The sequence below is a fragment of the Nocardioides islandensis genome (assembly GCF_015352455.1).
In the GTDB taxonomy this organism is placed as follows: domain Bacteria; phylum Actinomycetota; class Actinomycetes; order Propionibacteriales; family Nocardioidaceae; genus Nocardioides; species Nocardioides islandensis.
The window spans coordinates 65,569-79,912 of sequence record NZ_JADKPN010000011.1 but is presented as its reverse complement, the minus strand read 5'-3'; the positions used below and the strand labels follow the sequence as shown (position 1 = coordinate 79,912).

The 14,344-nt window shown below is 72.5% G+C and carries 15 protein-coding genes; 8 read left to right on the top strand and 7 right to left on the bottom strand.

Annotated elements, in window-relative coordinates; all coding sequences use genetic code 11:
• Positions 1–31: 31 nt before the first annotated feature.
• Positions 32–1,897, bottom strand: a complete 1,866-nt coding sequence (locus ISU07_RS16945) for an ABC transporter ATP-binding protein (protein ID WP_228522090.1) — start codon at positions 1,895–1,897, stop codon at positions 32–34.
• A 154-nt stretch (positions 1,898–2,051) separates the two neighbouring features.
• Between ISU07_RS16945 and ISU07_RS16940 the strand changes: the two genes are divergently transcribed.
• Positions 2,052–2,591, top strand: a complete 540-nt coding sequence (locus ISU07_RS16940) for an RNA polymerase sigma factor (protein WP_194708006.1) — start codon at positions 2,052–2,054, stop codon at positions 2,589–2,591.
• On the top strand, positions 2,581–3,240 hold the full coding sequence (locus ISU07_RS16935; RefSeq protein WP_194708005.1) for a hypothetical protein: 660 nt from the start codon (positions 2,581–2,583) through the stop codon (positions 3,238–3,240). The genes ISU07_RS16940 and ISU07_RS16935 overlap by 11 nt, the downstream gene beginning before the upstream one ends.
• On the opposite strand, the gene ISU07_RS16930 is transcribed toward ISU07_RS16935, so the two are convergent.
• The 3 genes from ISU07_RS16930 to ISU07_RS16920 are packed head-to-tail and all read right to left on the bottom strand — an operon-like array spanning position 3,224 to position 5,821.
• Positions 3,224–4,225, bottom strand: coding sequence for a TolB family protein (locus tag ISU07_RS16930; protein ID WP_194708004.1), 1,002 nt, complete (start codon positions 4,223–4,225; stop codon positions 3,224–3,226). The genes ISU07_RS16935 and ISU07_RS16930 overlap by 17 nt on opposite strands.
• Positions 4,226–4,269: 44 nt before the next feature.
• Complete coding sequence (locus ISU07_RS16925) at positions 4,270–5,334, bottom strand: VanZ family protein (RefSeq protein WP_194708003.1); 1,065 nt, start codon at positions 5,332–5,334, stop codon at positions 4,270–4,272.
• Positions 5,335–5,362: 28 nt separating this feature from the next.
• Positions 5,363–5,821 (bottom strand): GNAT family N-acetyltransferase, encoded by a 459-nt coding sequence (locus tag ISU07_RS16920; protein ID WP_194708002.1) that lies wholly within the window; start codon positions 5,819–5,821, stop codon positions 5,363–5,365.
• A gap of 35 nt (positions 5,822–5,856) precedes the next feature.
• Between ISU07_RS16920 and ISU07_RS16915 the strand changes: the two genes are divergently transcribed.
• From ISU07_RS16915 to ISU07_RS16900, 4 genes are all read left to right on the top strand, one after another.
• Positions 5,857–6,696: a hypothetical protein gene (locus ISU07_RS16915; protein ID WP_194708001.1), complete on the top strand. Its 840-nt coding sequence runs from the start codon at positions 5,857–5,859 to the stop codon at positions 6,694–6,696.
• On the top strand, positions 6,693–7,310 hold the full coding sequence (locus ISU07_RS16910) for a dihydrofolate reductase family protein (RefSeq protein ID WP_194708000.1): 618 nt from the start codon (positions 6,693–6,695) through the stop codon (positions 7,308–7,310). Before ISU07_RS16915 ends, ISU07_RS16910 begins: the two co-directional genes overlap by 4 nt.
• A 40-nt stretch (positions 7,311–7,350) precedes the next feature.
• Entirely contained in the window at positions 7,351–8,043 is a 693-nt protein-coding gene (locus tag ISU07_RS16905) for a DUF5995 family protein (protein ID WP_194707999.1), read from the top strand.
• Positions 8,044–8,111: 68 nt separating this feature from the next.
• Positions 8,112–9,056, top strand: a complete 945-nt coding sequence (locus tag ISU07_RS16900) for a PDR/VanB family oxidoreductase (RefSeq protein WP_194707998.1) — start codon at positions 8,112–8,114, stop codon at positions 9,054–9,056.
• Between the two features lie 89 nt (positions 9,057–9,145).
• Here ISU07_RS16900 and ISU07_RS16895 read toward each other — a convergent pair whose 3' ends face one another.
• Both ISU07_RS16895 and ISU07_RS16890 read right to left on the bottom strand, forming a co-directional pair.
• A complete protein-coding gene (locus ISU07_RS16895) occupies positions 9,146–9,949 on the bottom strand; it encodes an enoyl-CoA hydratase/isomerase family protein (RefSeq protein ID WP_194707997.1) in 804 nt (267 codons plus the stop codon).
• 20 nt (positions 9,950–9,969) lie between these two features.
• Positions 9,970–11,568 carry an ABC-F family ATP-binding cassette domain-containing protein gene (locus ISU07_RS16890; protein ID WP_194707996.1) on the bottom strand — a complete coding sequence of 533 codons (1,599 nt, stop codon included), beginning with the start codon at positions 11,566–11,568 and terminating at the stop codon, positions 9,970–9,972.
• A 71-nt stretch (positions 11,569–11,639) separates the two neighbouring features.
• Between ISU07_RS16890 and ypfJ the strand changes: the two genes are divergently transcribed.
• Together ypfJ and ISU07_RS16880 are read left to right on the top strand one after the other, a co-directional pair.
• Positions 11,640–12,596, top strand: a complete 957-nt coding sequence (gene ypfJ / locus ISU07_RS16885) for a KPN_02809 family neutral zinc metallopeptidase (protein ID WP_194707995.1) — start codon at positions 11,640–11,642, stop codon at positions 12,594–12,596.
• Between the two features lie 7 nt (positions 12,597–12,603).
• Positions 12,604–13,416 carry a bestrophin-like domain gene (locus tag ISU07_RS16880; protein WP_194707994.1) on the top strand — a complete coding sequence of 271 codons (813 nt, stop codon included), beginning with the start codon at positions 12,604–12,606 and terminating at the stop codon, positions 13,414–13,416.
• On the opposite strand, the gene ISU07_RS16875 is transcribed toward ISU07_RS16880, so the two are convergent.
• Complete coding sequence (locus tag ISU07_RS16875) at positions 13,417–14,334, bottom strand: phosphotransferase (protein WP_194707993.1); 918 nt, start codon at positions 14,332–14,334, stop codon at positions 13,417–13,419.
• Positions 14,335–14,344: the final 10 nt, after the last annotated feature.

Sequence of the window (14,344 nt, the reverse complement as noted above, 5' to 3'; positions counted from 1 at the left end):
TGGGACGACCCGGAGGACCGCTGACGAATCGTCAGGGGACGAGGTCGTCGACGAACTGGGTGCGGTAGAGGTCGGCGTACAGGCCGCCCTCGGTGAGCATCGAGGCGTGGGTGCCGCGCTGGACGATCCGGCCGTCGTCGACGACGAGGATCTGGTCGGCCTGGCGGACCGTGGAGAGCCGGTGGGCGATGACCAGGCTGGTGCGGCCCTCGAGGGCGGCGTCGAGGGCGCGCTGCACGGCCACCTCGGACTCGGAGTCGAGGTGGGCGGTGGCCTCGTCGAGCACCACCACGGCGGGAGCCTTCAGCAGCAGGCGGGCGATGGCGAGACGCTGGCGCTCGCCACCCGACAGCCGGTAACCGCGGTCGCCGACGACGGTGTCGAGGCCCTCGGGCAGCGAGCGGACCAGGGTCGCGACCTGGGCGGCCTCGAGAGCGGCCCAGATCGCGAGGTCGTCGGCCCCGGGCCGGGCGTAGAGCAGGTTGGCCCGGATGGTGTCGTGGAACATGTGGGCGTCCTGGGTGACGTAGCCGACGACGTCCTCCAGCGACTCCAGCGTCACCTCGCGCACGTCGCGACCGCCGACGAGCACGGCGCCGGTGCCCACGTCGTAGAGCCGGGCGACCAGGTGCGTGATCGTGGTCTTGCCGGCGCCCGACGGCCCGACGAGCGCCACCATCTGGCCCGGCTCGGCGACGAACGAGACGTCGCGCAGCACCTCGCCGGTGTCGCGGGTCTCGGTGCGGGCGACGGACTCGAGCGAGGCCAGCGAGATGTCCTCGGCGCGTGGGTAGCGGAACGAGACGTGGTCGAACTCGACCCTCGACGCGGTCACCGGGAGGGCGACGGCGTCCGGCTTCTCCTGGATCGACGACGGCAGGTCGAGGACCTCGAAGACGCGCTCGAAGCTGACCAGCGCGGTCATCACGTCGATGCGGACGTTGGACAGCCCCTGGAGCGGGCCGAGCAGCCGCAGCAGCAGCGTGGTCAGCGCGAGCAGGGTGCCGACGGTGAGCTCGCCCTGGATGGCGAGGTAGCCGCCGACGCCGTAGACCAGCGCCGTGGCCAGGGACGGCACCGTCATCATCGCTGCGCCGAAGATGCGGGTGATCAGGGAGATGCGGACGCCGAGGTCGCGGACCGTGGCCGCCTTGCCGGCGAACAGCGCGTCCTCCTCGGCACGCCGCCCGAACAGCTTGAGCAGCATCGCGCCGCCGACGTTGAACCGCTCGGTCATCACGTTGCCCATGTCGGCGTTGCCGTCCATCTGCTGGCGGGTCAGCCCGGCCAGGCGGGCGCTCACCAGCCGCGACGTGACGAACAGCAGCGGGAAGAGCACCAGGCACAGCAGCGTCACCTGCCAGCTGAGCGCGATCATCGCCACGCCGACGACCACCACCGAGATGGCGTTGGAGACGGTGCCCGACAGCGTGGAGGTGAACGCGCGCTGGGCGCCGATCACGTCGTTGTTGAGGCGGGAGACCAGGGCGCCGGTCTGGGTGCGGGTGAAGAAGGCCAGCGACTGGCGCTGGACGTGCGCGAACACCTGGGTGCGCAGGTCGTAGATGAGACCCTCACCGATGCGCGAGGAGAGCCAACCGGCCACCACGGCCAGGCCGGCGCCGAACAGCGCGGTGATCGCCATCAGGCCGGCCATCTCGACGACGAGCGCGGTGTCCTTCTGGAGGATGCCGTCGTCGACGATGCGCTGGACCAGCAGCGGCGTGACGATCACCAGGCACGCGTCGACCACGGTGATGCCGAGGAACACGCTGATCAGCTTGCGGTGCGGGCGGGCGAACGCCAGCACCCGGCGGACCGTCTGGCGGTCCACGCGGGTGGGTACGTCGTTGCGGTCGGTGCGCATGTGGCGCCACACCTGACCCATGCCACTCATGCCTGACAAGCGCTGACTCCTCGCGGTGGGACCGGGGGAACCCCGGCACGCCCTCCATTGTTCCTCCTGCCACCGACACCGCCCCGGAGAAAGGGTGACGGGCCGGTGGAAGTCGGAGGAGGCTCGTGACTGTCATCCGGTGGAGGTGGTGCGCGTGGACGAGCTGACCCGCGCCGACGTCCCCGCGGGACGGCCCCGCGCGGAGGACGCCACGGAGGGCTTCGACGCGCTGTTCGCGCGCGAGTTCCCGCGCGTGGCCCGCACCATCCACCACGTCCTCGGCGACCGGGCCCGGGCCGAGGAGGTCACCCAGGACGCCTTCCTGGAGCTGCTTCGGCACTGGTCCAAGGTGGCGGCGTACGACCGTCCGGACCTGTGGGTACGCCGCGTGGCCATCCGCAAGGCCCAGCGCGAGCGGCACCGCGCCTGGCGCCGTGTCGAGCTGGAGCGGTCGGCCTCCCCGGACGGGTCCGTCGAACCGCCCACGCCCGCTCCCGAGGTGCTCGCCGCGGTCCGCCGGCTGGCGCCCAAGCAGCGCGCGGTGGTCGTGCTCTTCTACTTCGAGGACCGCCCGATGGCCGAGATCGCCGAGATCCTCGAGTGCTCGGAGTCGACCGGGTGGAGCCAGCTGCACACCGCACGCCGGCACCTGGCCAGCGCACTCGGCGAGGAGGTGACCGACGATGTCCGTTGACGACCGCCTGCGCGAGGCGTTCGGCGAGACCGACCTCACCTGGGACGACCGCACCGCGACCGCCCTGCGGGAGGTCGCCGCGCGCGAGCGGCGCGAGCGCGTCACCCGGCGTACGGCGATCACGGTGGCCGCCGCGGCTGCGACGGTCGCCGTCGCCCTGGTCGTGACGAACCCCCGCGACCGCGACCAGGTCCCGGCCCCCGAGCCGCCCACGCCCACCCCGACGTCCGAGGTCGCGAACCCGTTGGCCGGCCACTGGGTCAGCGAGCCCGTCACCCGCGCCGACGTCCGCCGCGCGGCCCGGCTGGCGGGCGATGCGTCCGACGCCGCCACCATGCTCGAGGGCCTGCCGGCGCTCCCGTTCCGGGTGACCTTGTTCGTGGACGGCAGCCGCAACGAGATGGTCACCCGCCTGCGCCACGGCGGCCAGGAGGACCTGACGGACCAGGAGAACGTGGAGGTGGACGGCGACCGGGTCCTGCTCACCCCCCAGCTCGCCGACGGCGGGACCGTGCACCGGTGGTCGATCGAGGGCGACACCTTGAGGCTGACGTTCGTCTCGACGACCGAAGCACCGTCCGAGGGCGCGCCGGCCGAGGCGTGGCAGCGACTCCTCTACGACGCCGCGCCCTTCACCCGCCAGGGGTGACGGCGGGCTGCACCCGCGGGTGACGACCCAGGACGTCCCGGTCCGGGAAGGCCGACCGTACGTCCGTCCCGTCCGCGTCGACGGCCAGCAGCTGCGACGACCCGCTCCCGGAGAGCAGTCCGGAGAAGAGGAGCCCGGATCCGTCCGGCAGCCAGGTCGGCTCGGCGGCGAACCCGCCGTGGTCCGCCACGGTGGTCACGCGCGCCGGCGTACCGCCCGTCGGCGCGACCGTGAACAGGTCAGGTGCCTCCGCGTCGGCCGTCGGCAGCGCCGAGTACACGATGCGGGTCCCGTCGGAACTCCAGTCCGCCGTCGCGGCGTACAACAGCGGGTCCGTCAGCGACCGCTCCGGGCCCGCCGATCGGTCGACCGGCATCACGGTGAGGGTGACGCCGTCGAGGTCGGACTCGAGGTCCTGCTCGACGGTGTGCACGAGCTCGAACACCACGTACGTCCCGTCCGGCGACCAGCGGACGCCGGCGGTGAAGTCCAGCGGCGTGCCCTCACGCAGCACGGTCACCTCGCCGGTCCGGACGTCGACGGTCTCGAGCGCGTCGTGCCCCTTCCCGGCGCGCTCCGAGCCGCGGCTGTACGCCACCCGCGTCCCGTCGGGCGACCAGGCCGGGTCGTCCAACCACCGGCACGAGCCGCGGCAGTCGAGCAGCATCCGCGGGTGGCTGCCGTCGGCGTCGGCGATCCAGAGATCGTCGCGCTCGCCGTCGTTCATCACGAAGACGATGTGCTCGCCCGACGGATCCCAGTCGGGGTTGGTCTGGTGGCCGTGCCCGACCTCGGCCACCGGCGCCACGAGCCCGGTGCCGTCGGCGTGCACCATCGCGACCTCGTAGCGGGCCCCTGCGTCCTGCTGGAAGAGCACCCACGGACCGTGGTCGGCTTCCGGGGTCGCCGTGGGTGCTGGTGCTGCGTCGACTCCGCCGCAGGCGGTGAGGACGACGGACAGGAGTGCGATGGCAGAGGTGCGCATGCCTCTTGACAGTCAGCAGGCCCCCCGCACTTCCAGTCCCGTGCTCAGCCGTCGTCGACCTCGAGCTCCAGGCGAGCGGCGGCGTTCCCGAGGCCGCGATGGCCGCGGGTGACGTACGCGCCCACGACGGTCGCCACCGCGAGCACGGCCAGCACGACCTGGGCCGCCGGCACGGTCACCACGGCCAGCAGGACCAGGGGGACGACGCCCACCAGCAGCTTGACCAGGCGGCGGCCGTACGACGCGGGCGTGGTGCGCAGGTCGACGACGAGCTCGCCGACGGTCTTGCCCGCCACGAGGACCACCACGCCCTGGACGAGCAGCGGGACGCCGGCGCGCAGCACGATCATCGACGGGGAGTCGGTCGCCGGACGTTCGTGCTCGGCGAACACGAGGTACCCACGCCACAGCGCCGCCGCAGCCGTGCCCGCGAGCACCACGAGGAGCACGTCGCAGACCGTGCCCGCCAGGCGGCGCCCCGCCGTGACCGAGGTCGGCAGGCGTCGGCGGGCGGTCCCGAGCCGGCGGTGCCTGCGGGCGGCGTACGGGTAGGACACGACCGCCCCGAGGAAGGCGCCGAACGTGTTGGTGACCAGGTCGTCGACGTCGAAGAGCCGGTACGCGCACGGGTAGACGCCCCACACGCCGGTGAGCTGGGTGACCTCGATGAGCAGCGAGACGGCGAGCCCGAAGCCGGTGGCCACCACGACGCCGCGGTGGGTGATGAACCGGACGAACGGGCCGAACGGAAGGAACAGCACGACGTTCAGCACCAGCTGCAGGAACGCCTGGTTGCGCAGCAGCGCGCTCGGGGTGCCCAGTCCGGCGTACCCGGCCTGCTCGGCCGCCCGCCGTACGTCGTCGGCGAAGGCCATCAGCCGGGTCTGCGCGTGCTGGCAGGTGTAGTCGCCCACGTCGGGCAGCGGCAGCAGGGTGTAGGTCCACAGCGCGACGCCGTACACGGCGGCGGTGACGAGCACGGCCAGGTCGTTGCCGCCGAGCCTCCCGTCGCGGCGGTACTGCACCGCGGCCACCGGGATGAACAGCAGCACGGCGACCGCCGAGCCCAGGATCAGCGCCGCGAGCGCGTTGGTCCCCTGGTCGCCCACGGCTCAGGAGCCTAGGAGGCGGTCGGTGTCAGCGGCCGCGGCGGTCCACCCGTGCCCACGGCCAGTCGCGGGCGAGCCAGTCGGCGACCGCGTCGGCGAGCGGCGTGTCGAGGTGGGCGTGGCTGGCCCGCACCCACGAGCGCGCGCTGACGTCCCAGGCATCGTCCTTGGAGGGGTACACGTAGACACAGCCGATCACGTCCCCGTCCGCGGGGTCGAGCACGGTGAACGTGAAGCCCCTGCGCTGCTCGAAGTCCTCGGCGTGACGGACGAGGTCCGCGAGGTTGCTCTCCAGGGTCATCCCCTCCGGCGGCGGCCAGCTGCTGCCGACGAACCCGGTGGTCGAGCGGATGTGGTCGATGCTCGACGTCCAGGCCGCGTGGTCGGCCTCGTTGTGCTGCGGACCCAGCGGCTCGAGGACGAAGTCCTCGGTGACGAGGTGGGTCGGGGGGTCGAAGTCGGCGGGTACGACGGCGTCCGCGGTCATGAGCGCGACGCTAGCCGCTCGGGCAGAGTGGGGACATGGACGCCCTCCCCGAGCCGGTGCGCCAGGTCACCGCGCACTACCTGGCCCTGGCCGAGGAGCGCGTACCCGGCGTCGTCGAGGGGCTGTACCTGCTGGGGTCGCTCGGGTGGGGAGAGTGGTACGACGGGCGCAGCGACGTCGACTTCCTCGCGGTCACCGGGGAGCGTCCCGACCCCGCTCCGCTCCACGAGCTGCACGCGGAGCTGGGCCAGGCGTTCCCCCGCCCCTGGTTCAGCGGCTCGTACGTCACCTGGTCCGACCTGGGACGCTCACCGGCCAGGCTGCCCGCCGTGCCCGGGATCCTCGAAGGAGCATGGCGGGACGCCGGGCCGGGGCCGTCCCCCGTCGAGTGGCACCAGCTCGCCCACCACGGGATCCGGGTCCACGGACCGGCGGTCCAGGACCTCGACGTGCGCGCCGACGAGCAGGAGCTCCGCAGGTACTCGCACCGCAACCTCACCGAGTACTGGTCACCCCTCCTGACCCAGCTCGAGGAGGACCGCGAGCGCGCGGGAAGGCCCGACGTCGTCGAGTGGTTCGTGCTCGGCATCCCCCGGCTGCACCACGTGGTCGCGACGGGTGCCCAGACGTCCAAGGACGGCGCCGGACACCACGCCCTCGAGGTGTTCGGCAAGCAGCGCTGGCGGCCCGTCGTCGCCGAGGCGCTGACCCACCGGGCGCTCGGAGAGGCGTCGGGGTTCTGGGCCGGACGCGAGGACGAGCTCGCCGACGACGTGCTGGCGTTCTGCAGGACCGCCCTCGACGCCGGACTGGCCCTCGACCCCGAAGCCCCGACCGATGAGCTGGAACCAGCAGAGAGGTCTGCCCCGACATGACATTCACGACCTGCCACGTGACGATCTCCCTCGACGGGTACCTCGCCGGACCCGACCAGACCCTCGAGACGCCGCTGGGCATCGGCGGCGAGGACCTCCACCGCTGGATGTTCCCGCCGGAGGGTGAGCAGCCCCAGCCGGACGACCTGAAGGCCCGGGAGCACCTGGCCAAGCCCCGCGGCGCGTACGTCATGGGTCGCAACATGTACGGCCCGGTCCGCGGCGGCTGGGAGACCTGGGACGGCGAGTGGCGGGGCTGGTGGGGCGACGAGCCGCCGTACCACGCTCCCGTCTTCGTGCTCACCCACCACGCGCACGACCCGATCGAGATGGAGGGCGGGACGACGTTCCACTTCGTCACCGACGGGTTCGACGCGGCGTTCGCCGCCGCCGCCGAGGCCGCCGGGGACCGTGAGGTGCTCATCGCGGGAGGCGCGTCCACGATCCGCCAGGCGTTCGCGGCCGGCGTCCTCGACGAGATCGTCCTCGACGTCTCGCCGATGCTCCTCGGCGGCGGGGAGCGCCTCCTCGACGGTGTGGCGGACCCGGGTCTCACGCCGGTCGAGGTGCTGTCGTCACCTCTCGCCACCCACATCCGCTACCGCGTGGGCTGAACCGCCCCACCCGCCGCCACGCGGGACCTACGCTGCTCGCATGGCCATCGACGGCTGGGACCAGGCCGCCACGATCGACGACGTCCTCGAGCGGATGGCGGCCATCGACGCGGCGCTCCCGCACGACGACGGGGTCGCCTACTTCAACCGGATGTACTGGCAGGTCACCAAGCTCGTCGACCAGGCCGTGGACGCGAAGAGCTTCGTCGCGGGCGAGTTCCTCGGCCGCCTGGACGTGAACTTCGCGAACCTGTTCTTCGCGGCGTACGGCGCGGACCAGGACGGCCGGCCGATCAGCCCCGCCTGGGCGCCGCTGTTCGAGGGTCGCGGCCGCGAGCGCACGCTGCCGATCCAGTTCGCCCTGGCCGGCATGAACGCCCACATCAGCCACGACCTGCCGCACGCCGTCGTCACCACCTGCCGCGAACTCGCCGTGGTGCCACGGAACAACTGCCCCGAGCACACCGACTTCACCCACACCAACGACGTGCTCGCCGCGGCCCAGGAGGAGATCAAGGACTGGTTCAGCACCGGCATCGTGGCCACCGTCGACCGCCTCGGCGGCCGCGTCGACGACGGGTTCGCCACGTTCGGCATCCACGTGGCTCGCGCGGCGGCCTGGCAGACCTCCGAGCTGATGTGGGAGCTGGCGGACAAGGACTCCCTGGACCGCATGTTCCGCGACAGCCTGAGCCGCACCGTCGAGCTCACCAGCCGCGGCATCCTGCTCTGATGGCTCGCGCCCGGGGGGCGACGTACGGCATCATTGTCTGAACAGTCAGTCAAACGTGGAGCCCGTCGATGCCCGATCCCCTCCTGGTGCGCGCACTGGCCGTCGAGTCCGACGGTGTGCTGTCGCTCGAGCTGGTCGACCACGCGGGCCGCGAGCTGCCGCCGTGGGAGCCGGGGGCCCACCTGGACGTGCACCTCGCGAACGGGATGAGCCGGCAGTTCTCGCTGTGCGGCGACCCGCACGACCGGCACCGCTACCGGCTCGGCGTGCTGCGCGAGCCGAGCGGCCGCGGCGGCTCGGCGTACGTGCACGACGTGCTCCGTCCGGGCCACACGGTCGAGCACCTCGGGCCGCGCAACCACTTCCGGCTGGAGCCGTCGCCGGCGTACCTCTTCGTCGCCGGCGGCATCGGGATCACGCCGATCCTGCCGATGCTGGCCCGCGCCGAGGCCGACGGGGCGGCCTGGACGCTGCTGTACGGCGGGCGCACCGCCGCCTCGATGGCGTTCACCGGTGAGCTGGCCCGGTACGGCGAGCGGGTCACCCTCCACCCGCAGGACTCCCACGGGCTCCTCGACCTCGACGGGCTCCTCGGCACGCCGCGAGCGGACACACTGGTCTACTGCTGCGGCCCCGAGCCCCTGCTCCGCGCGGTGGAGCAGCGGATGGCAGCCTGGCCCGCCGACGCCCTGCACGTGGAGCGCTTCGCGGCTCCCGACCAGCCGGTCCGGGACCCGGCGTCGGAGCACGAGGTCGAGGTGGTGCTGGCCGAGTCCGGCCGCACCGTGATGGTCGGACCCGACACCTCGATCCTCCAGGCCCTCCTCGACGCGGGTGTCGACGTGCTGCACGACTGCACCGAGGGCATCTGCGGGTCGTGCGAGACCAAGGTCGTCGAAGGCGAGGTGGATCACCGCGACTACGTGCTGACCGAGCGCGAGAAGGCCGCCGGTGACTGCATGATGCTGTGCGTCTCGCGCGCCTGCGGCACGCGGCTGGTCCTGGGGCTCTAGTGGGTGAGCGCCCCAAGCCGCTTGCGAGGCCCGGAGGAGGCACTCGGATTGAGGAGCGTCACTCAGGTCCGAGCGTGCGAGGAGCTGAGTCACGCGTCTCGAAGTCCAGAGAGCTCGCGGAACCGGCGTACCTGCGCCTCGCGCTCGAAGCGGCGCTGCTCGTCCAGCGAGCGGTCGGTGGCCTGGAGCAGCAGCGCCTTCGTCTCGCGCACGGCGCCCGGCAGCGCCGCGGTCAGCGCACCGATCAGGTCGTTCACCGTGGCGTCGAGCTCGGCCCGCGGCACGACGACGTTGGCCAGTCCGATCGCCATCGCCTCCTCGGCGCCGACGTACCTCGCGGTCGCGCAGATCTCCAGGGCCCGGGCGTACCCGACCAGGGCGACGAGCGGCTGCGTGCCGGTGAGGTCCGGGACCAGCCCGAGGGCCGACTCCTTCATGCAGAGCTGGGCGTCGTCGGCCAGCACGCGCAGGTCACAGGACAGCGCGAGCTGGAACCCGGCCCCGATCGCGTGGCCCTGCACCACGGCGATCGACACGAACCTCGGGTCCCGCAACCAGGTGAAGCCCCGTTGGAACTCCTCGATCGTGGCCGACGCCTCCTCGTCCGAGAGCGCGAGCAGCCCCGCCACGGTCTCGACACCGTCATCGCCCCCGGACGGATCGAGCCCGACGTTCAGCTGGGCCCGGTCCAGGCCGGCCGAGAAAGACTGTCCGCTCCCCCGCAGCACGACCACCCGTACGTCGTCGGGCAGCTCGTCCCCGATGCGGGCCAGGGTGCGCCACGTCAGCGGCGTCTGGGCGTTACGGGCCTCGGGCCGGTCGAGGGTGACGACGGCGACCTCGCCGGTGACGTCGTACGCGAGCCCGGCCGCCTGCAGCTCCTCGGGAGTCATGCGGCGACGCTAGCTGCTGGTCACGCCAACGTGACGAGGTCGGCGTACGAGTCGTTCCAGAGGTCCTCGACGCCGTCGGGCAGGATCAGCACCCGGTCGGGCTCGAGCGCGCGGACCGCTCCCTCGTCGTGGGTGACCAGCACGATGGCGCCCTCGTAGCTGCGGATCGCGGACAGCACCTCCTCGCGGGAGGCGGGATCGAGGTTGTTGGTGGGCTCGTCGAGCAGCAGCACGTTGGCGCTGCTGACGACCAGGATCGCCAGCGCCAGCCGCGTCTTCTCGCCACCCGAGAGGACCCGCGCCGGCTTGGCGGAGTCCTCGCCGGAGAAGAGGAACGAGCCGAGCACGGACCGTGCCTCGGTGTCGGTGAGCTGCGGCGCCGCGGAGTGCATGTTCTCCAGGACGGTGCGCGAGGTGTCGAGGGTCTCGTGCTCCTGGGCGTAGTAGCCGATCTTCAGCCCGTGGCCGGGCAGCACCTCCCCGGTGTCGGCCTTGTCGACGCCGGCGAGCAGCCGCAGCAGCGTGGTCTTGCCGGCGCCGTTGAGGCCGAGCACGACCACGCGCGAGCCGCGGTCGATGGCGAGGTCGACGTCGGTGAACACCTCCAGCGAGCCGAAGGACTTCGACAGCTCGCTCGCGGTCAGCGGCGTCTTGCCGCACGGCGCCGGTGCCGGGAACTTGATCCGCGCCACCCGGTCGCCGCGGCGCTCGGCCTCGACGCCGGCCATCAGCCGCTCGGCGCGCTTCATCATCGACTGCGCGGCCTGGGCCTTGGTCGCCTTGGCGCGCATCTTGTTGGCCTGGTCCATGAGGGCGTCGGCCTTGCGCTCGGCGTTCTGGCGTTCGCGCTTACGGCGCCGCTCGTCGGTCTCGCGCTGGGCGAGGTACGCCGTCCAGCCGAGGTTGTAGACGTCGATCTCGGCGCGGTTGGCGTCGAGGTGGAGCACCTTGTTGACCGTCGCCTCGAGCAGGCCCGTGTCGTGGCTGATCACGACGAGACCGCCCTTGTGGGCCTTGAGGAACTCGCGCAGCCAGACGATCGAGTCGGCGTCGAGGTGGTTGGTCGGCTCGTCGAGGAGCAGGGTCTCGGCCCCGGAGAACAGGATCCGCGCCAGCTCGACCCGGCGGCGCTGGCCACCGGAGAGGGTGCGGATCGGCTGGCCGAGGATGCGGTCGTCGATCCCGAGGCTGTGTGCGATCTGGGCGGCCTCCGACTCCGCGGCGTACCCGCCCCCGGCGTGCAGCTCGGCGTCGGCCCGTTCGTACCTCCGCATGGCCCGCTCGCGGACCTTCTCGTCGTCGCTGCCCATCTCGGTCTCGGCGCTCCGCAGCCGGCGGACGACGTCGGCCAGGCCGCGGGCCGACAGGATGCGCTCGCGCGCGAGGACGTCGGGGTCGCCGGTGCGCGGGTCCTGCGGCAGGTAGCCGACGGAGCCGGTCGCGTGGACGCTGCCGGCGGCCGGCAGGCCTTCCCCGGCGAGGATCTTGGTGAGGGTGGTCTTGCCGGCGCCGTTGCGGCCCACGAGGCCGATCTTGTCGCCGGCCGCCACGCGGAAGCTGACGTCCTGCATCAACAGCCTCGCCCCGGCTCGCACCTCGAGGTGTTGGGCGGTGATCATCAGGCTCAGTAGTCTATGGGCGGCCCACCCACCTCACGCAGACGGCGGGGCCCGGACAAGGAGAGCAGGCAATGCGCTTCAACCCCAAGGCCCGGCTGGACACCTCCCGCACCCGCGACGTCGGCGGCTCGGGCGCTGGGGGCGGCATGGGCGGCGGCGGGATGCGCATCCCCATCCCGGGCGGCACCAAGGCCGGTGGCGGCATCGGCGGCGTGCTCGTCATCGTGCTGTTCCTCGTGCTGACCCAGTGCGTCGGCGGCGGCACCGGCGGCATCCAGCTGCCCGACACCGGCCTGGACACCCAGCGGTTCCAGGGCACGGACACCGGCCGCTACGCCCAGTGCAAGACCGGCCAGGACGCCCAGGACAGCACCGACTGCGCCCGGGTCGCGGTGGAGAACTCCCTGACCAGCTACTGGTCCGACGCGCTGCCCGCGCAGAGCGGGAAGGCGTTCCACCCCGAGAGCAGCATCCAGACGTTCAGCGGCGCGACGGGCACGGGTTGCGGCAACGCCACGGCGCAGGTCGGCCCGTTCTACTGCCCCACCGACGAGACGATCTACCTCGACACCAGCTTCTTCGAGGACGTGCTCCAGAAGCAGCTCAACGGCCCGGCGGGCGACTTCGTGGAGCCCTACGTGCTGGCCCACGAGTACGGCCACCACATCCAGAACCTCCTCGGCACGATGGGCCAGGTGCGCACCCAGCAGGGCCCCAACAGCGACTCGGTGCGCCTCGAGCTCCAGGCCGACTGCTACGCCGGCATGTGGACCAACGCCGCGACCTCGACCGACAACGCCCAGGGCGAGCCGCTGATCCTCGAGCTCAGCCAGGACGACATCAAGCAGGCGCTCGAGGCCGCCAAGGCGGTGGGCGACGACCGCATCCAGCAGCAGACGACCGGAACCGTGAACAAGGAGCAGTGGACCCACGGGTCTGCCGCGGCGCGGATGAAGTGGTTCCAGGTGGGGTACTCGCAGGGTTCGCTGAAGGCGTGCGACACCTTCGCGCCGGCAACCGTTGAGTAGCGCGCTCGTGTGGACCACCGCCCTGCTCGTCCTGGGCCCGACCATCCTGTTCGTCGGACTGGTCGTGGTCATCCACGACTACCTCGCGCCCGAGGGCGGCTGGCTGCGCCAGATGGAGGACGCCGGCGAGATCTTCAGCACCGTCGGCACCGGGCTGGCCGTGCTGGTCGCGTTCCTGATCGTGGCGGCGTTCGGGCACTACCAGAACGCGCGTGACGCCGTGGGCAAGGAGGCCGTCGCCGTCCAGCAGCAGTACGTCATGGCGTCGTACTTCGACCAGGCCGACAGCGACCAGCTGCGCGGTGAGGTGCTCTGCTACGCCAGGGCCGTCGTCGACGACGAGTGGCCGGCCATGCAGCGCAACGACGAGAGCGCCCGGGTGCAGGGCTGGGTCGACGCGATGGACACCTCGATGCGCGCGTCCACCGTGGACACCCAGAAGCAGGTCGAGGCCCTGGCGCACTGGTTCGACGTCAACAACGACCGCCAGGACGGCCGGCGGGAGCGGCTGGCCGAGTCGAAGCCGTTCGTGCCCGGTTTCCTGTGGGCGGCGCTGATCCTGATCTCCCTGGTCGTGCTGGGCTACCAGCTGCTGATGATCGACCCGAGCGTGAAGGTGTTCGGGCAGGCCTACAGCATGGCCGCGATGGCGATCACGGTGTTCGCCGCGCTGGCCGTCGTGTTCATGGTCGACCGCCCGTTCAACGACCGCGGCGCGGAGATCAGCCACATCCGCATGGACCACGCGATCGCCCTGATGTCGCGCACGGCGCCGCCGACGCTGCCCTGCACGGCCGACGGCACGCCCACCCGCGCGTGATCAGCTGAGCAGCGCCTCGATCTCGCCGGCCACCCGCTCGAGCGCGCGCAGGTACGGCGCCACGCTCGGGTGCCGGAACTTGGCCGCGAGCGCGCCCTCGCCACCCGCCACCCGCGCCAGGGCCCACTCGGCACGGCCGAGGGCGGTGTAGGCCGCCACGATGCGCGTGCCGAGCAGCACCTCGTCGCGGGTCGCCAGGTCGGCGGCGCCGGCATCGGACATGCCCAGCAGGTAGGCGTCCACCAGCGGCTCGGGAGCCTCGCGGGCGCTCGCCACGTGCAGGCCGAGGTCCAGGCCGACCGGGTCCGTGCCGAGGCACTGCCAGTCGACGGCCACGACCACGTCGCCCTCGCGGCCGCGGAAGTTCTGGGCGGAGACGTCGCCGTGGTGCGGGACGCGGGGCAGGGCGTCGTACCGCTGGAGGAAGTGCTCGCGACGCGTCCACAGGCTGTCGGCCAGGTCGGCGGCGGCGGTCCGCGCCAGCGTCGGCCAGCCCCCGCGACGCTCGGTCCGCTGGAGGCGGCGGCGCAGCTGATCGCGCCCGAACCACGCCGGCTCACCCAGGTCCGCGGATGCGAACCGCCCGAGGGCGTGGGCGACGAACAGCCCGTTGGTGCCGGCGTCCTCCACGAAATCACACCAGATCGTGACGCCCTCGTCGTCCTCCTCCACCCCGGCCGCCGGGCCGCGGACGCCCGGCGTGTCCTCGACGACGCCGGACTGGGCGACGTCGGCCTCCCGGCGCCAGTAGGCGAAGTGCGTCGGGTCGGAGAGCTCGGGTGGGTCGTGCGGTGTCGGCCGGGCGAGACGCTTGACGACCAGCGGCTGCCCGCCGCTCTCGGTGCGCCACACGCCGACGGTGGAGGGTCCGGTGCCGGCGGGCACCGACAGCCATCCCGGCTCCGGCTCCCAGGCCATAGCGGGCACG